Here is a 22,253-nt window from a genome sequence, read left to right on the forward strand (position 1 = left end):
GGCGATCGCGCCGCGTCACCCCTCAAATAGCATCCCAAAAGCGACCAGGGCTAAGGCCGTTGAGGGGATCAAACTGGGCTTTGATCGCTTTCATCATGCCCAAGGCGTTGCCGCTGTAGCCCCACACATCCACGGTTTTTTTAAGAGGTAGAGGTGCTTCAAGCAGCGTCAGATAGCCTCCGGCCACAGCGGCTTTAGAGCGAATCTCCTGCACCGCCGCCGCCGTAGCTGCGGCCAACCGCACCGCACCAATGCCGCTACCGGCGTGAATTCGGGCCAGGCTACCCTCGGGTAGCCCATCCAACCAGCGCACTGCCTGACCAGGCAACACCCCGACCTTGGCCACCACCGCATCCTCCTGGGCTGGGGCTGGGGGGAACAAAGCCTCACCGGCAGCAGCCCAGACCCGTTCATCCTCTACGCCATCAAGGATGGAGGTGGATAGGCCATCCCCCACCATGGCCAAGAGCGATTCCACCTGCTCTTCAACGCCGGGGCGAATCGACTGAAACCGCACCAGTAGGGCAAAGTTTTCCCCGTAGTCGAGGGATGCCGCCAAAGCGGGGGACAGCAGATCCATAGACGCAGGAGTCAATGGGGACAGACGCAGGGCGCTGACGAGGGATTCCACCGGGCCAGCCCCACCGATAATCACCACCGTCTTCGACACATCCTGCTTTGGGTACAGGCGAAAGGTGAGCTGCGAAATTACCCCCAGGGTGCCGTAGGAGCCGGTCATCAGCTTCATCAGGTCGTAGCCTGCGACGTTTTTGACCACCCGCCCGCCGGCCTTGGCCACCTGACCGTCGTAGCGCACAAAAGAGATGCCGATCAGCATATCCCGCAGGCCGCCGTAGCGCTGGCGCAGGGCACCCGTATCCCCCGTCGCCACCATACCGCCCAGGGTTGCCCGATCGGGATAGGCCGGATCGACGGCCAGAAACTGGTTTTGCTGGGCCAGCCGGGGGGCCAAATCCGCCAGCGTTACCCCCGCCTGGGCGGTGAGGGTCATATCCCCTACGGCGTGGTCGATCACCTGGTTGAGCCGGGCGGTGCTGACGATTAAATCCACTCCCTTCCCCAGACCGCCCCAGGCCAGCTTGCTGCCGCTGCCGCAGGGCACCACCCGCCAGCGGTGCTCGTGGGCGCAGGCCATTACCGCCGCCAGTTCGGCCTCGGTGGTGGGGCAAACAACCGCTTCAGGAGTTAGATACTCCGGCAGATCGAGGAACTTGGGAGAGAGGATGCGATCGCCTCCCACCACCGCTCCCAGCACTTCAGCAACGTTGGCCATAGCCTAGTCAATGCTGATGGGGGTGGGGCCGCTGCCGGGGCTGGCCGGGGGCACATTGGTGCGGGCGGTGCGAAACTCGGCGTAGAGGCGATCGCGCCACTCAAAGAAAGTCTTAAATTCGGGCACATCCACCAGCCCCGGCACGCCCTTGCCGCCGATGCCCTCGGGCAATTCCACATACTGCGCGGTGGGGAACTTGAGGTACATGGTGGCCGCCGCTACGGCAAAGTCGGCCAGGGTGGGCGTATCGCCCAGCAGGTAGGGGCTGCCCTGCAGCATCAGCACCAGGGCTTCGAGATCCTGGCGCAGGCCAGCGGTGGCAATTTTAATGTCCTGGGGGCCGAAGCCAACGCCGGTACCGACCAGGTTGAGCACGTCGCCGGGCAGCGCGCCGATCAGGTCGCGCAGGGGGCCGGGGGTAAAGCCGGGCAGCAGGGCGGTGCGAAAGTTGGGGTGCTGCTTGAAGGCCCCGACCATGACGACGCGGGCCTTGGGCACGATCGCCTCGTCGGCCCAGGCCTCCAGCGCCAGACATAGGCCCTTTTGCTTGGGGTCGGTGGGAATCAGCGGGCGATTGGGGTAGGCTTTTTCGAGGTGGAGCGCGATCGCCGTCGAGTCGGGAATCACCAGCTCGCCATCCTTGAGCATGGGCACCTGCCGCTGGCCCGACAGCTGGAACACCTCGACCTGGCCGACGCCGGGGGTGACCTCCACCTTGCGGTAGGGCACCTGCTTGTAGTCGAGAATCAGCCGAATCTTTTCGGCAAAGGTGGAGGCTTCAAACTGGTACAGCTCTAGCATAGGAATCCTTATTGGCCGGGTTTTTCGGGCGGCGGAGTGGGTACGGGTAAACCCGGTAACACTGTATCGCTATTTGCAGGCGCTGCACAGGCGGAATTGGTCGGCGGTTGGGTGGTAACGGTGACGGCTTTAAACCCGGCGGTAGATAGCAGCTGGCTAACGGTGACCTCGGCGCGGCGGTTGGCCTCGGCCAGCAAGTTCTCGCTACAGGCCGCCTCTTCGATTTTGGCCAGGGCCTCTTGCTGAGCTTTTTCTTGCAGCTCGGGGGCGGCATCTGGCCCCAGGCCCAAAAAGCCCCGGCTGTAGTCGTAGACGTTCGATTTGGTCAAATCCAGCTTGCTGTCAAGCACCTTCGGCGGCGGCAGCGTCACCTGAATCGCATTGTCCCCGCTCACCTGCACATTGGCAGCGGTCAGCTCTGCTAAGTCGACCCCGGCCCGCACCTCGCCGTAGGCAATGTAGAGCAGGTTGGTGGAGCCGATTACGTAGCCCGCCAGGGTGCGATCGCTCTTGGTGGGCACCACCGCCTCCATGGCAAAGATCGCCGTGGTCAGCTCGCTGGCCCCCCGCAGTTGCTGAACGACGACCGATCGCACATCCACCTGGGGCTCGCTGGGGGCAGGGGTCAGCATAATGCGCGCCCCTTCCAGAAAGCGATCGCCCGATCGCCACACCCCAATCCCGGCCACCACACCCACCAGCACCGCGCCACCCAGCAGCGCGTTGAATACACCCCGCACCAGGCGAAAGGGGCTACGGCGGGGCTTCTGCGGCATGGGGATGGGCTGGGGCGGGTCAGGCATTCTGGCATCGACATAGCGAGGCGGCAGCGGGTCGGGCAGTTTGCGATCGGGAGGTGCAGGGCGCATAGGGGGAGGCGGATAGGTTAGCAGTTAGATATGTAGGTAAATAAGACAGCGAGAGGCTTGGAATTAATTCAAATGTACTATTTATCTCTCATGGTATCAACCTGCTGTCTCAGTTAAAACAATTACCAGACATTAAGTTTTAGGTTCTCAATCTCCCTGAAATGTGCGTCGCGGCTGACTAAAACTAAGTCATGCTGAAGTGCAAGCGCGGCAACCCAAATATCATTCTCAGGTAGCGGACGCCCCTTGAGCCTTAGCTTATGTTTAACTTTGCCATACTGTTGAGCGGTCTCAAAACTACAATCCAACACGGCGCTACTAGCAGCTAAATCATTGATTCGGGCCAAATTTTCTCGAATGCGTCCCGATTTTCTTGCCCCATAAAATAATTCACCAATTGCAATACTTGGAATGAAAACTTCGTCGGATTGAATGAGATTTTCCTTAACTGCCACGTCATCGGCAAAAAGAGCAATGATGATGTTGGTATCCAACAAATACCTACCACTCATTGAGATCGACCCGGGTGCAGTCTTGCTCTATTGCCTGATTCATTAACTGGAGATCGTCGGTAGGAATTGAGCCCGCAAAGCGCAATAGCTCTTGCCCTGAAGCACCTCGGAGTTCAACCTCAACCAGCGTGCGCACAAACTCAAGCACTTGCATTTGCAAAGGCTGCGGCATGATGCTCAATCGTTCAACTACTTCGTCGATGATTGGAATGCTCATGCTCTGCCCTCCGTTTATAGCTCTTCCCTTTTAAGGTGCCGATTCACCAGCTTCTATCCTAGCCTGGGCTAAGGATTCCGACCCGCTGTTAGCACCTCGTATAGCCCCCAAATCGCCATGGGGCGCATGTAGTGGCAGGCGCGGTAGGTGCCCAGGGCGGTGATCGCTTCCGGGGTGCGAAATTGCAGGCCGTAGCTATAAATTTGCTGGATGACGGATTCGGCGATCGCCATTGCCTCCTCCCGCTTACCCATCTGGGCCAAGAACGCCGCCAGGCCAAAGTTGATGCCCGTCCACACCTCCTGCTGGTGGGTGCTGTCGGGGTCTTCAGGAGAACCGTCGGGAAGAACGCCGTTGGCCGCGCCGATCGCCATACTTAAAGATGCAGCGCTAAAGTTGCCCAGCTGCGCCCCCTCAAACTTCTGCTGGGGCGGGCGTTCCTGGCTCTGCACCACCTGGTTAAATTTCACAAAACAGGCATCGTAAATGGCGTCGAGGGCCGAGAGGGTAAATTCGTCTTCCACCAGATCGGGCAGGTCCAGATGGCGCACCATAAACTGGCCGCAGAGCTGGTCGGCCATCACCACATCGGAGCCGCTGCCCGTGTCGAGGCGGTAGTAGCGCCCGTTCCACAGCTTGGGGTGGTAGGCTTTGAGGCCGTTGTCGAGCCAGCGGCGGTACTGGCTGAGTAAAATCGGGGTGTTGCCGGGGGCCAGGTTATTGGCGGTGAGGATTTCGGCGATCGCGATCGCCGCCTCCATGGCCCCCAGCCACAGCCCGCCGCAGTAGGCGCTAATGCCCTTGAGCTGCCAGTCGTCGAAAGTTTGGTCGGGGGCACCCTCGTTTTCGGGAATGCCGTCGCCGTCGCGATCGAACTGCTTCAGGTATTGCAGGGTGTCGACCACCGCAGGCCAGCAGTCCTTGAGAAATTCCACGTCTGTCGCGCCCGTGAACTGGTAGGCGCGGTAGACCTGGAGCACAAAGTCGCTGCCCAGGTCTTTCCACTGGTTGCAGTCCTGGTAGCTGGTGTAGTTGGTCTGCGCCCAGGGGTGCTCGTTGGGCGCGCCCAGGTCGTGGGGCGTCGCGCCCTTGAGCTTGCGAATGGCGGGGGGATTCTCTAGCCCCATGGTGACGTAGTAGCCGATGATCCGCCTGCGCTCGTCCTGGGCGGGGATGGCGCGGGCAAAGGCGCGCAGCACGGCTTTCTCTAGCTCGGGCCACAGCAGCAGGGTGGCGAAACCGCCGTAGAGGCGCACGTCCAGGCTTTCGTACCAGCGATAGTCGATGCACTCCAGGACCGCAAACTGGCCCACGGGGTCGGCCTCGGTGGCGGCGCTCCACAGGGTACCGCCGCTGGCCAGGTCGTAGAGCTCGTTAAACAGCGCCATTTTGAAGGCGTCGGGCAGGTCGGGCCGCGCCAGAATCGGCTGCTGCCAGGCGGCGATCGCCCGCTGCCAAGTCTTGTACTCGGTCAGGGCATCGAAGGCGATCGCCCGCGCGTTCCGCCCATCTCGCCCATAGAAATCGGTGTAGCGGCGGTAGTTCACCACCCCAGCGGCGAATTCAGTGACGGGCAGATCCCAGGCCAGGGCGACGGGAATCTGGCGGGTTTCGCCGGGTTGCAGAGTGAAGCGCAGGGCGATCGCCCCCCCCATCTGCTCCCCCTCCTCCGCCGGGCTCGTATCCAGCAGGTTCATCAGTCGGCCCAGCTTGGCAAAGGCATCCCACAGATCGCGCCCGTCGCCTGCTGGGTTCCAGCGCAGATCATAGGAGACTTCGACATCTGGATCTTCCAGCGTGGCAACGCACCACTGGCCGTCGCCTTCGGCGGGTTCCCCCTGCCAGGCCCTGTCCATCACCAGCGCCTTGAGGCCACCCTCGTTGATGAACTGGTTAAAATTTCCGGTGCTCTGCCCGATCGCGGGCACGTAGTCGTAGTAGGGGCTGCCGTCGTCGCGCAGCAGCACCTCGGGGGATTTCTGCGTATTGGTGAACCAGCCCACCATGTTCTGCCAGCTGGCCATCAGGCTGAGGGTAATGGGGTGGCGGGTGGGGTTGTGAGCGGTCCACTCAAACAGGGCGACCGGATAGCTGGCTTCCTGGTAGTTGTCGGGCCAGATCGGGGTGAGCTGCTCGCAGGTGATCTGGGCGCGAAAGACATTCTCGTAGCGGTACCAGCTGCGGGGATACAGCGCGTGGTAGCTGCCGGTGGCGCGGGCCTTGGTCGAGGCCGGGTACCACTGCCACGAGGGCAGCCTATCCTCAGGGGGCTGGGTGCCGAGGGCAAAAGCCTGGGTTCTGCCGCCGCCCTGCTCCCACAGGCTGAACTGGCAGCCGGGAAAGCTCTGAAAGACATGCTCGCCGCCGTCGAGGTGCCAGAGGTTGAAGTCGCCGTTGGGCGATCGCCCCACACAGCCCGCCCCAAATCCGCCCAGCGGTGCCCCGTGGTTGGGGCCATCGTCCAGGTTGCTGGCGTAGCGCACGATGTAGTGGTGCTCCCAGGGCTGGCCGAGGGGTCGCTGCCACGCCTGAGAGGGAATCTGGGGAAGGGATGGGGTTTCAGTCATCCCAAAATATTACCGGGCAATCGCCCCCAGCGCCCCCAGCACGACGCCACCTTTACAACCGACAATCCCTTGATTACCGTGGGGGATAGCCCTCTGCCCTTGTGAGAACTCTCCCCTATGCAGTACCGACGCTTTGGTCGCACTGAGCTTCAGATGCCCGTGTTTTCCTGCGGCGGCATGCGGTATCAGCACTCGTGGAAAGACGTGCCCCTGAGCGAGATTTCGCAAAAGAATCAGCAGAACCTGGAGGCCACGATTCGCCGGGCGCTGGAGGTGGGCATTAACCACATTGAAACGGCGCGGGGCTACGGTACCTCTGAGGTGCAGCTGGGGCAAATTTTGCCGGGGCTGCCGCGCGAGCGCATGATCGTGCAAACCAAGGTTTCCCCCACCGCCGACCCCGCCGAGTTTCGCCAGCACCTAACGCAGTCCCTCGACAATCTCAAGCTTGAAACCGTTGACCTGCTCGGCATCCACGGCATCAACACCGCCGAGCTTTTAGACTGGACCCTGCGCCCCGGCGGCTGCATGGAGGTGGCGCGGGAGTTTCAGCGCCAGGGCCGGGTGCGGTTTATCGGCTTTTCGACCCATGCGCCGACGGCGGTGATTCAGCGGGCGATCGCCTCCGATGCGTTCGACTACGTCAACCTGCACTGGTACTACGTCAACCAGGACAACTGGGCGGCGATCGACACCGCCCAGCGCCACGATCTAGGGGTATTCATCATCAGCCCGTCGGATAAGGGGGGCCACCTCTACAACCCGCCCGCCCGCCTCGTAGAGCTGTGCGACCCGCTCAGCCCGATGGTGTTTAACAACCTGTTTTGCCTCAGCCATCCCCAGGTGCACACCCTCAGCATTGGGGCGGCCAGGCCCAGCGACTTCGACGAACACCTCAAGACGCTGCCGCTGCTCGACGATGCTGAACGGCATTTGAAGCCGGTGCGCGATCGCCTGCACCGCCACGCCCAAGCCGTGCTGGGGGAAGACTGGCTGCGCACCTGGCAGCTGGGCCTGCCCGGCCCCGATGACACCCCCGGCCACATCAACATTCCCGCCATTCTACGGCTGCGGAACCTGCTGCTGGCCTTTGATATGGAAGACTACGCCAAGGCCCGATACAACATGCTGGGCAACGCGGGCCACTGGTTCCCCGGCGAAAAGGCCGAACACCTGGACCAGGTGGATCTGTCGGACTGTCTGCGCCGCAGCCCCCACGCCGAGAAAATTCCCCGCCTGCTGGCCGAGGCCCACGCAAAACTGGCCGGTCAGGCCATGGCGCGATTGTCTAACGCCTAGGAAATTGCGCTGGGGGCACAACCCGCCGCAGGATGCACGCTCGAGCGGCCCCGTTCGAGCACCGGGCAAACCCGCCCAGCAGGCCAGGTGATAGGATAGAAAAGCACTTTTGCTCCCCTCAAGCCCCCCTCCGGCCCCCGGCAGGTGTGGACATCGCCCCTTGCAGAGCGGTCCCCCGTTACGATTGACTTAAGTGCAACACCCTACGCTGACCTAGGCTGCCTGAATTCATGCTGAAGAACCTCCTCGGTGACCCCAACGCGCGCAAGCTTAAAAAGTATCGTCCCGACGTGGTCGAGATTAACCTGCTGGAGGAAGAGATTCAGCAGTTCTCCGATGAAGCCCTGGCGGCCAAAACGGTTGAGTTTAAGCAGCGCCTCGACAAAGGCGAAACCCTAGACGATCTGCTGCCCGAAGCCTTTGCGGTGGTGCGCGAGGCCTCCAAGCGGGTGCTGGGCATGCGCCACTTCGACGTACAGCTGATCGGCGGCATGGTGCTCCACGACGGCCAGATTGCCGAAATGAAAACCGGGGAAGGCAAAACCCTGGTGGCCACGCTGCCCTGCTACCTCAACGCGCTGTCGGGCAAAGGCGCCCACGTGGTCACCGTCAACGACTACCTGGCCCGCCGCGACGCCGAGTGGATGGGGCAGATTCACCGCTTTTTGGGCCTCAGCGTCGGCCTGATTCAGCAGGGCATGACCCCCGCCGAGCGCCGCGAGAACTACAGCTGCGACATCACCTACGGCACCAACAGCGAGTTTGGCTTCGACTATCTGCGCGACAACATGGCCACCGCGATCGAAGACGTGGTGCAGCGCCCCTTCAACTACTGCGTCATCGACGAAGTGGACTCGATTTTGGTCGATGAGGCCCGCACGCCGCTGATTATTTCGGGCCAGGTGGAGCGCCCCAGCGAAAAGTACACCCGCGCCGCCGAGGTGGGCCGCGAGCTCAACGCCGACGAGCACTACGAAGTCGACGAAAAGGCCCGCAACGTGCTGCTCACCGACGAAGGCTTCATCATGGCCGAAGAACTGCTGGGCGTGCAGGACTTGTTTGACCCCAAGGATCCCTGGGCCCACTACATCTTCAACGCCATCAAGGCCAAGGAGCTGTTCACCAAAGACGTCAACTACATCGTCCGCAACGACGAAATTGTCATTGTCGATGAATTCACCGGGCGGGTGATGCCCGGTCGCCGCTGGAGCGACGGTCTGCATCAGGCGATCGAAGCTAAGGAGCATGTGGAGATTCAGCCCGAAACCCAGACCCTGGCCAGCATCACCTACCAAAACTTCTTCTTGCTCTACCCCAAGCTGTCGGGCATGACCGGCACCGCCAAGACCGAAGAGGCCGAGTTCGAGCGCATCTACAAGCTCGAAGTCACCATCATTCCCACCAACCGCCCCGCCGCCCGCCGCGATCTCTCCGACGTGGTCTACAAAAACGAAGAGGCCAAATGGAAAGCGGTGGCGGAGGAATGCGCCGAGATGCACGAGGTCGGTCGGCCCGTACTGGTGGGCACCACCAGCGTCGAAAAATCTGAGGTGCTGTCGGCGCTGCTCAGCCAGCGGGGCGTACCCCACAACTTGCTCAACGCCAAGCCCGAGAATGTGGAGCGGGAGTCTGAGATTGTGGCCCAGGCCGGGCGCAGCGGCTCGGTCACCATCGCCACCAACATGGCCGGGCGGGGTACTGACATTATTTTGGGCGGCAACGCCGAGTACATGGCCCGCCTCAAGGTGCGCGAGTACCTGATGCCCCGCATCGTCAAGCCCGAGGATGAGGACGAGTTTTCCATCACCACGGTACCGGGTACCCGAGGCCGCGCCCCGGCCCAGGGCTTTACCCCCGGCAAAAAGGTCAAAACCTGGAAGGCGTCGCCCGACATTTTCCCTATCGAGCTATCGCTGGGCACCATTGAAGCCCTCAAGGCCACCGTCGACTTTGCGGTCAACACCTACGGCGAGCGCAGCCTGAGCGAGCTGCAGGCCGAAGATAGGCTGGCCGTCGCCGCCGAAAAGGCCCCCACCGATGACCCGGTGATTCAAAAGCTGCGCGACGTGTACAACCGCATTCGCGAAGAGTACGAGGCCTTTACCGCCACCGAGCACGATAAGGTGATCGAGCGGGGCGGCCTGCACGTGATTGGCACCGAGCGCCACGAGTCGCGCCGCATCGACAACCAGCTGCGGGGTAGGGCGGGGCGCCAGGGCGACCCCGGCTCCACCAAGTTTTTCCTCAGCCTGCAGGACAACCTGCTGCGGATCTTCGGCGGCGATCGCGTCGCTGGCCTGATGAACGCCTTCCGCGTGGAGGAAGACATGCCGATCGAGTCGGGGATGCTGACGCGATCGCTGGAAGGTGCCCAAAAGAAGGTCGAAACCTACTACTACGACATCCGCAAGCAGGTGTTTGAGTACGACGAGGTGATGAACAACCAGCGCCGCGCCATCTACGCCGAGCGCCGCCGCGTGCTGGAGGGCAACGAGCTAAAAGAAATGGTGATCGGCTACGCCGAGCAGACCATGGACGACATTGTGACCGCCTACATTAACCCCGAGCTGCCCCCCGAGGAGTGGAAGCTGCCGGAGATGGTGGGTAAGGTGAAAGAGTTTGTCTATCTGCTGGCCGACCTCACCCCCGAGCAGCTCGAAGACCTGTCGGTGGGCGAAATTCGCACCTTCCTCCACGAGCAGGCCCGCATCGCCTACGACATCAAAGAGGCCCAGGTCGACCAGATCAAGCCGGGGCTAATGCGCGAGGCCGAGCGCTTCTTCATCCTCCAGCAGATCGACAGCCTCTGGCGCGACCACCTCCAGCAGATGGACGCCCTGCGGGAAACCGTGGGACTGCGCGGCTACGGCCAGAAAGACCCGCTGATCGAGTACAAGAGCGAGGGCTACGAAGTCTTCCTCGACATGATGACCGGCATTCGCCGCAACGTGGTCTATACCCTGTTCCAGTTTCAGCCCCAGCCGCAGACCCAGGTAAAGGCCTCCCAGGAGGTGGGGTAGCCAGGCGGAGTAGACTACGGCACGAGTCGATTGGTTATTGCCGATCGCGAGGGGGCAGGGGAGCTAGGGAGCCAGGGGAGGTAGGGCGGTGGCTTACTTTCCGCCCGGCGGTAGTCGTCAGATCTCCGAGTCCTGAAAGGCCTGAAACTGCCCCTCGTCAATGCGGCCCGTCTGGTACAGGGTCTGGGTAATCTCCGAGATGGAGAGCACCGAGTGAGCCCGATAGCCCTGCTGCCTGAGCCGGTCTTTTACCCCCTGCTCATGGTCTAAAAAGACGACAATATCCTGCACAGCCAGACCGACCGATTGCAGCTTTGCGGCGCCTTCCATGGCGCTTTTGCCGCTGATCAAAATGTCGTCCACCACCACGGCGGTTTCCCCTGGGTTAAAGTTGCCCTCCACCAGGCGGCGGGTGCCGTGGGCTTTGACCTCCTTGCGGGGAAAAATCATCGGGTGGTTGAGCTGTAGGGCCAGCCCCGTAGCCGTGGGCAGCGAGCCGTAGGGAATACCGGCAATGCGATCGAAGGTGAGGTCTTGCAGAATGGCGGCGTAGGCATTGAGCACCTGCTGGAACAGCTGGGGGTTAGAAATAATCGTGCGCAGGTCGATGTAGTAGGGAAAAACGGCTCCCGAGGCCTGAACGAATTCGCCAAACAGAATGCAGCCCACGTCGAAGAGTTGCAGAATCAGGTTTTGCAGGGGATGACTATCGAAGGTGCAGACATTGGGCATCCACAGCTGGCAACTGGCTGACCCCTGGGCCAGGCCCGATCGCACCTGCTGAATCTGCCTTTGCAGCGATCGCACCCTGGCTCCCACATCGTCCTGGCCCAGCCAGTCCTGGGGGATGGGCAGCAGCAGCCCCCGGCCCTCGCCATCGAGTCCGGCGGCGAGCATCTGGGGTAAATCGACCGTCTCCTGCCAGATGCTGCGGGCCAAAATCAGGCGCTCGGGGGCGATCGCCCGCACGCTCGCCAGCACCGCCGGATCGCTCGTCCCCACTTCCAGTCCAAGCTGGGTTGGGGTGCCCCAGGTGCGGGCCTCCTGGGCGATCGCCAGGTAGAGGGGCCGCTCGGCGGACGGATACCCCTGCACAAGGCGGGCGGACGGGTTCGAGGTGCAGCAGGTGACCAGCACCGCCCTGTCTAGATAGACCAGAAACGGGGCCGCCAAATCCTGCCCGCAGTACGGATTCAGGGTAATAGCATCGACCTGCCAGCGGTCAAATACGGTCTGGGCCAGGGCGCTGCTGGTGTTCAGGTCGCCGTGCTTGGCGTCCAAAATCACGGGAATCGTATCTGGGATGGCCTGCAAAATATCGCCCAGCAGGGCAAACCCCGGGGCACCGAGGGCTTCGTAAAACCCCAGGGTGGGCTTGTAGGCGCAGACATGGGTCTGGGTCTGGTCAATCACCCACAGGAGCCAGTCCCGCAGACCCTCCATACGGCCAGACTGGCCATAGCGGGACGGCAGCATCTCGGGGTTGGGGTCAAGGCCGACTACCAGCAGGCTGTCGCTGCGGGCGATCGCGGCGTCTAGTTTTTCAAAAAAGGACATGGCCTACACTGGGTTTAGAACCTGACCTCGTACTCAAAGTTGACCGTTTCTGTGCCGGAGAAATTAGTCGCTCCCCGCACCCGGAGCTGATCGTTAAATCGATAGGACACCCCCAGCTCGGGAGGGTTACCGCTGTTGATAATGCTCAGGGTATCGACGCCAATTTTGTTGCCAATATCGAAGGCGGCCTCAACGCCAATGCCAATGCCAACGGCACTGTCGGCGGCCGTGTCGGTGGTGGGGAAGACGCTGAACGATCGCAGGCCCACGGTATCGGCAATGCGATCGCCAAACCCGGCCAGGGTGCCACCCCCCAGGAATCCGGCCAGCTGGCTAATTGATGCGCCATACAGGTTAGTCACCACGCTGCCGGTCAGCAGGGTCACCAGATCCTCCTGGCTGCGGGGGGGGCGGCTGGTCAGGGTAATCAGCTCGGAAGCCTGCCCCGGCGAGCTGGCATTCTGAAGCTCGCTGGCATAGCCAAAGGCGGTGGCAAACACCGAGACAAACTGCACTTCCCCGGTGGTCAGCCCCTGTGGGTTATTGGCGACTTCGGCGCTGACAAAGGGGGTGGCCACGGCCTGGGTGATTTGGCGATCCTGCAATCGGGCGCGCATGCGCACGTTCAAAAAGGGATCCAGGCCGCGCTCTGGACTAAAGGTGGCGGTGTTAGTTTCCCCAGCAATTAGCCGAAACTGGGTCGAAAAGACGTTGATCCACCCCGAGTTGAGCGTGATCACCCCGTCGGGTTGCAGGTCCGCCAGGGTGCCATCGACCCGAATCTGGCCCGAGGCCGTCAGGTAGTAGAAGGGTGCCCCTGCAATCAGCAGCTGATCGGCCAGGAGCAGGTTTAGATTGTTGAGGCTAACTCGCCCCATGAGCTGGGTGGGCAGACTCTCGGGCTGGGGCTGCGGTGGGTTGAACCCGCCCTGCTGGGCCTGAAAGTTAGTAATGTAGGCAGGTAATGGTTGAGCTGAGGAATTGGCGGCTGCATTGCCCGTGGGCAGTGCCCCCGTCTGGCCCAGCAAACTGTTGGGCGTGATGCGCCCCTGACTCACTTTTAGATCTCCCGAAACCTCAGGGTTCAGCGCCGCGCCGCCGACCAGCACCTGACCATCGAGCTGAGCCGCAATCAGGTTGGAGTAATCGAGCTTGACCTGGTTGAGGGCGATTGTCAGGCCGGTCTGGGGCTGGGCCTCCTGCTTGGCGCTGGCCAGGGCCGCCGCCTGGATCGGCAGCCGACCATTGGCGACGATAGTGCCGCCGCCAAAGGAGGCCTGGAGCTGATTGACCTGCACCTGATCTAGATTGAACAGCACATCGCCCGTGAGATCCGTCACCGTCTGGGCGATCAGGCTGCTGCTCAGCTGGCCATCTCGAAACTGGGCGCGCCCGGCCACAATCGGCTCCGCCAGGGTGCCGCCCACCCGCACCGTAACATCGCCCTGGCCGCCGTCCCAGCGCAGCTGATCGTCTGTGACCAGGTTGAGCACCTGTAGGCTCTCGTCTTTCAGGCTGACCAGCACATCGATCTGGTCGCTGGGGGGCTGCACCGTCATGAACGGCAGCGCGTAGGGCACCTTACCCCGCAGGGCAATTTGGGACGGGTCGGATACCACCGCAGCGCCGTCAAAGCTCAGCACCGCATTGTCGTAGGTGAAGTCCACATTCACGCCGCTGAGCGCCTGCTGGTTGATAGCCGGATTCAGGACGGCCACCTTCCCGGTTATTTGGGGATTGCCGAGGCTGCCCCCGAGTTGGGCGGTGGTGGAAATATCGCCCTCCACATCGGCGGGGAGATCGACAAACAGCGACGCCAGCTCCACCGGAATGCCGCTGGCCGTCAGCTTCCCGCTGAGGTTATCTAAGCTGCCGCTGCCCACAAAGCTGATCTGGGTGTCGGGGGAGCGAAACTCCAGCGGGCTGACCTCAAAGGCTCCCTCCTGGTAGCGGGCGGCGAGCTGAAACTGATTGCAGGCATTGGAACTGACGGGGTTGCCCTCCAGAGGCGTTGAACCGGCTCCGGCACTGGCCGATTCGCAGGGCAGCAGCGTGCCCCAGCTCCAGTTTTGCCCCTGGATATCGGCGGTGGCCTGAAGGGTATCGGCAGAGAAGCCTGTGCCCTGGATCGCGATCGCCCCCGTAAAGGTTCCCCGCAGCTGGTCTAGCGGGGGCAAGGCGATGGCGGTACCGTCGTCCTTGGGTTCGTAGCTGGCCATAAATTCGGCAAAGGCCTGCACCTGAGCCAGGAACGAGGCATCGGGCAGGGAGACCGGAGCGGTGGTCACATCGGCGGCGCTGCTGGTGGCGGTCTCTGGGGGGCCAAAGCCAATGTCGGAAAAGTCTGACCAGTTCAGGGTGGCCAGCAGATCCTCAAAGCTGCCCGCCACAATGTCGAGCTGGCCGCTGTAAGTCAGCTCGGGCGCGCCCAGATCGGCCTGGCCGCTGAGCCGATACTGGCTGTTGGCAAACCGCAGGTCGCCGTCGGTGAGCACCGCCAGGCCGTTGGCGTAGCGGTACTGGCCGGTAAAGCTGTCGGCTACGATGTCGCCCAGAGCCAGGTTGGCAATGGTGGTGGTGCCCTCGACGGTGGGGTTGGCCAGATCGGTCAGGTTGGCCCGCAGGGTGGCGTCCAGGCTGCCGCCCAGGGGGCCAAACCCCGCTGCCGCCGCCGGAGACAGGTTGAGAGCATCGATCGGAACGTTTTGCACGGTGGCGGTGAGCTGGCGGTTGACCACCTGGCCCTCGGCGATGGTTTCCCCCCGGCGCAGGAGGAACTGGCTGGGCAGCAGGTCGCTATCTAGAGTGGCGCTGAGGCGATCGCCGCCGCCGCGCAGATCGACCTGCCCTCCCTCGGCCAGGGCCAAATTCAGCGGCCCCACCAGGCGCGGCTCGAAGGCAAAGTCATTGATGGCCAGGTTGTCGAGCTGGGTGTCGCCCCGCAGCCGCAGATTGGCCAGGGGGCCAGTGAGCTGGCCGTCGAAGCTGGCCAGCCCGGCCAGAGTGACATTGGATCGGGCGGTTTCTGGAATAAACGGGGCTAGCCGCCGCAGATCGTAGGCGCTGAGCTGAACCTTGAGATCGACGGTATCGATGGGCGGGGTCGCCCCCAGGTCGGTGGCGATAAACCCGCTGGCCCTGACCCCAGGGGCGTTGAAGCGCTCCACCTGCACCCCGTTGCCCGCCCAGCGAAAGGCAGTGGTCCAGTCGCCGCGCTCCAGCAGGGAGGGGGAATTGGGGGCGATCGCCACTTCGGCATCGGCCAGGGTGGCGGTGCCGCTGGCCTGAATCGCCGCCAGATCGAGGTTTCGCAGGCTGCCAGAGGCAGTCACCGTGGCGTTTAGGAGACCCCGCGCCTGGTCGGTAAACCGCTCGATCGGCACATCGGCGGTGGTGATGTCCGCCGACCAGGTGCCCCGGTCAAAGCGGGCCAGGGCGGTGGCGTTGACGGTGCCCTGCTCGACCTGAAACTGGGTCTGGTCGACCACCAGGGTGCTGTTGCGGTAGGCGGCCCGCCCGCGGCCGGGATAGGTGGACTCGGGCAGCTGAAACGTCACCAGCGCCTGGGGATCGGCCAGGGTACCCTGCCCCCGGCCCGTGACCTGGACAGGCCCAATCACCGCCTGGTTGGGCAGCGTGACGCCATAGAGGGCGGCTAGGGCATCGCCGGGCAGATCGGCCTGCACATCGAGGTCAAAACTGGGGTTTTTGAGGTTGGCCAGATCGACCTGGCCCTGGCCCGTGATGAACCCACCCTCGGCGGGGACAATTCGCAGGGCCTGGAGGGTGATCTGCTTCGGGGTGGCGACAAAGCTGGCGGATAGAGCATCTACGGCCACCCGGTCGGCCTGCACCGCGCCCACATTCTCGATACGGCCCCGGAGCTGGGGTGCGTCGAGGGGGCCAGAGACTGCCCCATCGAACTGAAAGACTCCGGCGGCCTGCACCGGCAGATCTACTTTCAGCAGGTCGGTGAGCTGAGCTACGCTGACGGCGGGGATCTGCGCCGTCAGGTCGTAGCCGCTGTGCTGGTCTACGCTGCCCGCCGCCGTCAGGGCAATATCCCCCACCCGCAGGCCGGTGTCTTCGATCAGGACGCGATCGCCCTGAAACCGCAGCGTTGCGTTGAGGTCACGAATCGGCTCAGGGAGCTGGCTCACCACGACTTCGCCGTTTCTGAGTCGGGCCGTGCCTCGGGCCGAGACGGGCTGATCTTCATTCTGCAAGCGCACTTCGGCGACGAGGTTGCTGTCGAGCGTGCCACCCTTCAGCCCGAGGCCCAGCTCTGGCGGCAGCAGCAGGTTGGCGCCGATGGTCGGCACATCGGTGGTTTGCACCCTGACATTGAGCGATCGCTGATCGAGTCGCCCCCGTCCAGCGGCATTGAACTGGCCCTCGCCCAGGTTGCCCGCCACTTCAAACGACCACTCTTCCACCTCGGGATCGTCGAGGGCAGACAGGTAGAGCCGACCGTTGACGCCATCTAAAAGCACCGGGTCAGCCACCGCGATCGCATTGGGCCGAGCCACCTGGCTAACCACCGATACGCTGGCGTTTTCCACCTTGACCTCGCCCAGCTTGAAGGTGATGAAACCGGGCTCTTTCTTCTCCTGTTTGGGCAGGGTGAGATCGATCCACTGGCCGTCGGCGGCCTGCACCACGGCAACGTCTGGATTGATCAGCGTCAGGGAGGGGCGCAGCGTGCGGTGAAAGACCAGGTCGGGCCAGCTGATCGTGACATCGATCGCCTCCACGGTGGCTTCGGTCTGCACCGCAGCGGTGGGCGGCAGGCTGGAGGGGCCAATGCGAAAGCCGTTGAAGGTAAACCGCTCCAGATCGCCAACGTCAACCGGGCGCTCCAGCGTATCTTCCAGGGCGACTTCAATGCGGGGAATCACCTGCTGGTTGACCAAGGCGCGGCCCCAAATGGCCGCAGCAACTCCGCCCGCTAACATCACGCCCCCCACTCCAGCGCCGACCTTAAGGGCCAGGGGAATCGCCGCGCGGGGAGCATTTTCCCGGTCGGGGTCAGGAGGCCGGTGATTGGGGTTGGTCATGCTCTTGCCAGGATAGGTACGCCCGGAGTAGTGCTGGCCTGCCTGTGCCCCAGGCCCCGCGCTTACCAGGGCAGGTCACGGGCGTAGACATCGATTAGGAGAACCTTACAAATAATCGGGTATCCAGGCAAGGGGGACAACCTATTCCGCAGGGATTAAGGCGGCCAGCCTCTCAATGCCGCTGGCGATCGCCTCCTTATCCAGCTCGGTATAGCTAAAGATAAACTCGTGACCGGGGCTAGGGCCTTGGTACTGAGGGCTGGCGGCGATCAGGCCCACGCCCACCTGGGCAGCTTTGGCGATCAGATCAGCATCGGGGATAGTGGTGTCAAACCTCACCATCACGTGCAGCCCGGCGTTTTCGCCCAGAATTGTGATGCGATGCCTAAAGTGCTCGGTCAGGGCTGCTACTAAAGCCTGCCGCCGCCGATCGTAGAGCGATCGCATGCGGCGAATATGTCGTTCTAGATGACCTTCAGCAATAAAGTCAGCGAGAACAGCCTGCTCTAAGCCTGGCACCTGGCGATCGCTCAGCCACTTGGCCCGCCGAAATATCGGCACCAGATCTGGCGGTAGCACCATATAGCCCACCCGCAGGGATGGAAACAGCACCTTCGAAAAGGTGCCCACATACAGCACCGACTGTCCCTTTCCCAACCCCTGTAAGGCCGGAATGGGGCGACCCGCGTAGCGGTATTCGCTGTCGTAGTCATCCTCAAAAATGAGGCTGCCGGTCTGCTGCGCCCAGGCCAGCAGGGCCAGCCGTCGGGGCAGCGACAGCACCACTCCGGTGGGAAACTGGTGAGATGGAGTGACGTAGACCAGGCGAATGGGGTCTTTTGTCTGAGCCAGCGCCTCTATATTCAGACCTGCCTCATCCACGGGCATAGGGTGCAGGACTGCCCCCTGGCTGGTAAAAACGCGGCGGGCGCTGAGATAGCTGGGTTCTTCGAGGGCAACAGTATCGCCATCGGACAGCAGCAGGCGCGTGGTCAGATCGAGAGCCTGCTGGGTGCCGTTGGTGATCAAAATGTGGTCAGGCTGGCACTGCACGGCGCGGGCCTGGCCCAGGTAGGTGGCGATCGCATCTCGCAGCGGCCAGTACCCCATGGGGTCGGTGGCGTAGTCAAGCCAGTCGCCCCGGCGGCAGTAGCGCGATAGCAACTGCCGCCAGATCTCCAGCGGAAACTGATCCAGCGCCGGACGACCGTAGCGAAAGCTGATCGGTGCAGCGGGTTCGGGCGTGGGGCTATCGGCAAAATCCCTCAGGCGGCAGCCGTAGGTCGATAGCGCGACAGGGGGTGGCGAAGGGGCTGGGCCAACATCTAGATCGGGAGCGCGCAGCAAGTCTTCGGGGAGTTGGTCACACACATAGGTGCCCGCCCCCACCGCCGTTTGCAGATAGCCCTCGCTCAGCAATTGGTCATAGCTTTGAGTGACCGTGGCGCGGGAGACACCCAGGCTACTGGCCAGCGATCGGGTAGAGGGCAGCCGCTGCCTGGGGTTTAACCGTCCGGTGAGAATAGCCTGCCGCAGCGCCTCGTAGATCTGCTGGTAGTAGGGAGATGGGCTTTGGGAATCGAGGGCGAGGGCGAAGTCCATGGGATGGGGGGAATGGGGGGATGGGGGGATGGGGGGATGGGGGGATGGGGGGATGGGGGGAGTGGGGGGATGGGGGGATGAGGAGGGTGGGGAGAGAAAGTGGCCTGGTTGAATTTAGGGAAATTGGCTCTTGTGAATGGCCAATACTCTGCCTATGCTAAGCCTGATTGGACCTTTCGTTGAACCTGGATGGCGGCCATGGCGGCTCTATCGTCTATTACCTTTCGGGCTAGCCCGCCCGCAGAGGATGCGGTGATTGCTCAGCATTTTTATGCTATGTGGCGCGATCTGGGCATTCCCCCGGACAGTATCCAGCCCAACTGGCGGGATATTGCTCTGGAATTTATTACCACGGCGCGCCAAACCCTCGATTACCAGGCCTTTGTGGCTGAGGTGGAGGGGGCAATCGTCGGTTCAGCGGGGGGACAGCGCTACGGCGGTCTGTACCCGCTGATTCTGTCTCCCCAAAATCGGCAGTATGGCTACATCTGGGGCGTGTATGTGGAACCGGCCTACCGGAAACAGGGCATTGCCACCCGGCTCACCCAGCTGGTAGTAGAGCATCTGAAGAACGTGGGCTGCACCAGGGCAGTGCTGAATGCGGCCCCCCAGGCGCGATCGCTCTACGCCGCCCTGGGCTTTTGCCCCGGCAACCTGATGGAGCTAGATTTGACCGTCGATTCAACCGGGGAGAAGCAATAAATGTCCCTTGAACTTGCCCTCGCATCGCCTCAGCTGGCCGACTACCTGCGCCCCTCCGCAGTGGTCGATTGTGACCATTCAGCGGTTGCCGCTCAGGCTCAATCCCTGGTGGAAGAGGCGACATCTACCGTTGATCAAGCCCGAATTTTGTACGAATGGGTGCGAGATGCGATCGCCTACACCTGCGACATCGGGGCCGCATCTGTTCCCTGCGCGGCCTCTGAGGTGCTGCAGGCGGGCCACGGATTTTGCTTCGCCAAGGCCCACCTGCTGGCTGCCCTGCTGTGCAGCTGCGGCATCCCCACCGGATTTTGCTATCAGCGGCTGGTGTGGGATGACGCCCAGCCCGATCGCCACATTCTGCACGGCCTAAATGCCGTTTACCGGAAAGATTTAGGCCGCTGGATTCGGCTCGACGCGCGGGGCAACAAACCCGGCGTGCAGGCCGAGTTTGGCAGCGATCGCCCCTCTGGCACAGCCTCTGTCCACCGCGAACAGCTCGCCTACCCCATTCGCCCTCGCTACGGCGAAATCGACTACCCCACCATCTACGCCCAGCCCCACCCCACCGTCGTGACGGCACTGCAAACCCACCCCACCGCCACCGCCCTCATCGCTCACCTACCCACCACCCTCTAGGAGCCCCTCCCCATGTCCACCCCCCCATCTTCCCCATCCTCCCCCTCTTCCCCCATCCTCCCCCTCTCCCCCCATCGCCCTCCCTACCCCCCACCCCCCGCACCCAGGTCAAACGCCTCCCCCAGCGGTCCAGCTACGATCGCCAGCAGGTCTACGACATTCTCGATGAAGGCTTAGTCTGTCACCTGGGCTTCGGGGTCAAGGGTCAGCCGTTTGTGATTCCCACCGCCTACGGACGCCTAAACGACCAGCTCTACATCCACGGCTCCCCCGCCAGCCGCCTGCTGACCTCCCTGGAGCAGGGGATTCAAGTCTGCCTCACCGTCACCCTACTGGACGGTCTGGTGCTGGCCCGCTCCGCCTTTCACCACTCGATGAACTACCGCTCGGTGGTGCTGTTTGGCACCGCCACCCGCGTTGACGATACCGACGAAAAAATGGCCGCGCTGAAGGCGTTTACCAACCACGTTGTCCCTGGCCGCTGGGACGACGTGCGCCCCCCCAATCGCCAGGAGTTGGCGGGTACCCTGGTGCTGGCCCTGCCGATCGCCGAAGCCTCGGCCAAGGTGCGCAGCGGGCCGCCCAACGACGCGGCAGAAGACTACGCCCTGCCCATCTGGGCCGGAGAAATTCCTCTGAACCTAGCCGCTGCGGCCCCGCTCACCGATCCAAAGTGCTCACCAGACCTGGCGGTGCCCGATTACGTCACGACTTATCGCCGCGAAAATTTAGTACTCGAAGGCTGAAATATCTCCTCCGTTTTGGCCCGTTTGGCTCCCTAGCTCCCCTGCTCCCTGGCTTGCAGGAATAGTCTCTAAACCTCCGCCTCGGAGTACTGGTCGCCAGCTCCGACTACTCAGGGAAGTTAACCACGGTGAGAAACAGCGGAAATTCCCGCTGCCGGGGCGAAGGCTGGGGCAGCAGCGCCGATCGCCAGTTGCCCTCAAAACTGTAGAACTGCTCTACTTCCTCCAGGGGAATCTGTCCAGCGACCTCGAAGCGATCGAAGGTGTAGGGCAGCCCGTCCGAGGCCAGCGTTGGCCCAGCCATCAGGTGAAAGTGCAGGTGCGGCGCTGAGGTGTTGCCGGTGTTGCCCAGCCGCCCTAAGACCTGGCCTTTGCGGACGCGATCGCCCGTCTTGACCTGCACCGACCCCGGCTGGAGGTGCGCGTACAGGGCATAGGCCCCGTCCCCCAGGTCGAGAATGACGTTGTTGCCCAGCACGTTGGTGAGGTCGATGGTGCTGGGGGCAGGCAGGGTGGGGGGCACCTGGTCGGGCAGGTCGTCGCGGGTTTGCACTACGGTGCCGTCGGCCACGGCGAGCAGCTCGGCTCCATAGGACGGGTAGCTGCGGACATCGGCCAGATCGCCCACGGCGATGCGACCCTGGCGATCGAGCTGCATCCAGTCGATGGCAAAGCGCTGGGCAAAATGTATCGCTCCGGCGGTGGGTAGCCCCGTGCTGCGGTGGCCCACATCGGGGGAGCAGCAGCCGTTGATCGCCACCCAGCCTGCCCCCTTAAGTGGCGGACCCAGCACTTGCTCGGCAGAGGCGATCGCGATCGGAGCCGCTGCATAGCTCAGGGGCGATGCCTCTCGCCGGGCCGGACCAGCCGTACCCAAAATATCCAGCCGGTGAATCAGGCGATCGGGCACCGCATCGCGGCTGCTAAAGCTCTGATCGAGCAGCACCAAACGGCTCTCGCTGGGGCCAAGCTCAGCCGTGGGAACGCGAAAACTACCAGGTGCCCGCAACCGCGACAGCAAGTCGTCATCGGCCACAGAGGCTAAAGGTTCGCCCGAGACCTCAGCCACAATATCAACCCCGTTGAGGGTGGCGGCATAGGCACTGGTGTTCGTCAGCACCAGCTCGTAGACAATGTGGTATTGGCCATCTACCCCAAGCACGGCCTGGGTCGTCGGAGTCAGCGCCGAAGCTACCACGGGAGTCCACTGGGCTGGTGCCGATGTGGGCTGAGCCTCAGCAGGCAGATGGGTCAGCCAGCCCAGCATCACCGTTGCCACTAGAGCCAGCAAACCAGCCCCAAGTTTGTAGCGCCTACCCTTACCGTTAGCCATTGCCGTCCCGTGCCTTCACCTCACTGGCACCATAGATC

15 protein-coding genes are annotated in these 22,253 nt (G+C 62.8%); 5 read left to right on the forward strand and 10 right to left on the reverse strand.

The window, feature by feature from the left end; genetic code table 11:
- Positions 1 to 22: 22 nt before the first annotated feature.
- The 6 genes from LEPTO7104_RS0107200 to LEPTO7104_RS0107225 form a co-directional block, all read right to left on the reverse strand.
- The gene (locus LEPTO7104_RS0107200) at positions 23 to 1,294 is read right to left on the reverse strand and encodes an FAD-binding oxidoreductase (RefSeq protein ID WP_017297882.1); all 1,272 of its coding nucleotides are present in this window, start codon (positions 1,292 to 1,294) and stop codon (positions 23 to 25) included.
- A 3-nt stretch (positions 1,295 to 1,297) separates the two neighbouring features.
- The gene (locus LEPTO7104_RS0107205) at positions 1,298 to 2,095 is read right to left on the reverse strand and encodes a glutathione S-transferase family protein (protein WP_017297883.1); all 798 of its coding nucleotides are present in this window, start codon (positions 2,093 to 2,095) and stop codon (positions 1,298 to 1,300) included.
- 8 nt (positions 2,096 to 2,103) lie between these two features.
- The gene (locus LEPTO7104_RS33075; RefSeq protein ID WP_017297884.1) at positions 2,104 to 2,964 is read right to left on the reverse strand and encodes a DUF4230 domain-containing protein; all 861 of its coding nucleotides are present in this window, start codon (positions 2,962 to 2,964) and stop codon (positions 2,104 to 2,106) included.
- Positions 2,965 to 3,086: 122 nt separating this feature from the next.
- Entirely contained in the window at positions 3,087 to 3,476 is a 390-nt protein-coding gene (locus LEPTO7104_RS0107215) for a type II toxin-antitoxin system VapC family toxin (RefSeq protein ID WP_017297885.1), read from the reverse strand.
- Entirely contained in the window at positions 3,466 to 3,693 is a 228-nt protein-coding gene (locus LEPTO7104_RS0107220; protein WP_017297886.1) for a hypothetical protein, read from the reverse strand. The genes LEPTO7104_RS0107215 and LEPTO7104_RS0107220 overlap by 11 nt, the downstream gene beginning before the upstream one ends.
- A gap of 68 nt (positions 3,694 to 3,761) precedes the next feature.
- Positions 3,762 to 6,260 (reverse strand): GH116 family glycosyl hydrolase, encoded by a 2,499-nt coding sequence (locus LEPTO7104_RS0107225; RefSeq protein ID WP_017297887.1) that lies wholly within the window; start codon positions 6,258 to 6,260, stop codon positions 3,762 to 3,764.
- 117 nt (positions 6,261 to 6,377) lie between these two features.
- On the opposite strand from LEPTO7104_RS0107225, the gene LEPTO7104_RS0107230 reads away from it, so the two are divergent.
- Both LEPTO7104_RS0107230 and secA read left to right on the forward strand, forming a co-directional pair.
- Positions 6,378 to 7,559, forward strand: a complete 1,182-nt coding sequence (locus LEPTO7104_RS0107230) for an aldo/keto reductase (protein ID WP_017297888.1) — start codon at positions 6,378 to 6,380, stop codon at positions 7,557 to 7,559.
- Positions 7,560 to 7,789: 230 nt separating this feature from the next.
- The gene (gene secA / locus LEPTO7104_RS0107235) at positions 7,790 to 10,579 is read left to right on the forward strand and encodes a preprotein translocase subunit SecA (protein WP_017297889.1); all 2,790 of its coding nucleotides are present in this window, start codon (positions 7,790 to 7,792) and stop codon (positions 10,577 to 10,579) included.
- A gap of 117 nt (positions 10,580 to 10,696) precedes the next feature.
- Here the strand turns inward: secA and LEPTO7104_RS0107240 are convergent, their stop codons facing one another.
- The 3 genes from LEPTO7104_RS0107240 to pdxR form a co-directional block, all read right to left on the reverse strand.
- Positions 10,697 to 12,136, reverse strand: a complete 1,440-nt coding sequence (locus LEPTO7104_RS0107240; protein WP_017297890.1) for a bifunctional orotidine-5'-phosphate decarboxylase/orotate phosphoribosyltransferase — start codon at positions 12,134 to 12,136, stop codon at positions 10,697 to 10,699.
- 14 nt (positions 12,137 to 12,150) lie between these two features.
- Positions 12,151 to 17,193 (reverse strand): translocation/assembly module TamB domain-containing protein, encoded by a 5,043-nt coding sequence (locus LEPTO7104_RS0107245; RefSeq protein WP_017297891.1) that lies wholly within the window; start codon positions 17,191 to 17,193, stop codon positions 12,151 to 12,153.
- 141 nt (positions 17,194 to 17,334) lie between these two features.
- Positions 17,335 to 18,795: a MocR-like pyridoxine biosynthesis transcription factor PdxR gene (gene pdxR / locus LEPTO7104_RS0107250; RefSeq protein WP_017297892.1), complete on the reverse strand. Its 1,461-nt coding sequence runs from the start codon at positions 18,793 to 18,795 to the stop codon at positions 17,335 to 17,337.
- A gap of 189 nt (positions 18,796 to 18,984) precedes the next feature.
- Between pdxR and LEPTO7104_RS0107260 the strand changes: the two genes are divergently transcribed.
- Genes LEPTO7104_RS0107260 through LEPTO7104_RS33080 form a run of 3 tightly spaced genes read left to right on the forward strand, consistent with a single transcriptional unit; the run spans position 18,985 to position 20,882 of the window.
- Positions 18,985 to 19,497: a GNAT family N-acetyltransferase gene (locus LEPTO7104_RS0107260; protein WP_017297894.1), complete on the forward strand. Its 513-nt coding sequence runs from the start codon at positions 18,985 to 18,987 to the stop codon at positions 19,495 to 19,497.
- Positions 19,498 to 20,136, forward strand: a complete 639-nt coding sequence (locus LEPTO7104_RS0107265; RefSeq protein ID WP_017297895.1) for a transglutaminase-like domain-containing protein — start codon at positions 19,498 to 19,500, stop codon at positions 20,134 to 20,136.
- Between the two features lie 35 nt (positions 20,137 to 20,171).
- Positions 20,172 to 20,882: a pyridoxamine 5'-phosphate oxidase family protein gene (locus tag LEPTO7104_RS33080; protein WP_051158480.1), complete on the forward strand. Its 711-nt coding sequence runs from the start codon at positions 20,172 to 20,174 to the stop codon at positions 20,880 to 20,882.
- Positions 20,883 to 20,988: 106 nt separating this feature from the next.
- On the opposite strand, the gene LEPTO7104_RS33085 is transcribed toward LEPTO7104_RS33080, so the two are convergent.
- On the reverse strand, positions 20,989 to 22,215 hold the full coding sequence (locus LEPTO7104_RS33085; protein ID WP_155523548.1) for a M23 family metallopeptidase: 1,227 nt from the start codon (positions 22,213 to 22,215) through the stop codon (positions 20,989 to 20,991).
- Positions 22,216 to 22,253 lie beyond the last annotated feature (38 nt).

It is taken from the genome of Nodosilinea nodulosa PCC 7104 (assembly GCF_000309385.1).
Taxonomy (GTDB): Bacteria; Cyanobacteriota; Cyanobacteriia; order Phormidesmidales; family Phormidesmidaceae; genus Nodosilinea; species Nodosilinea nodulosa.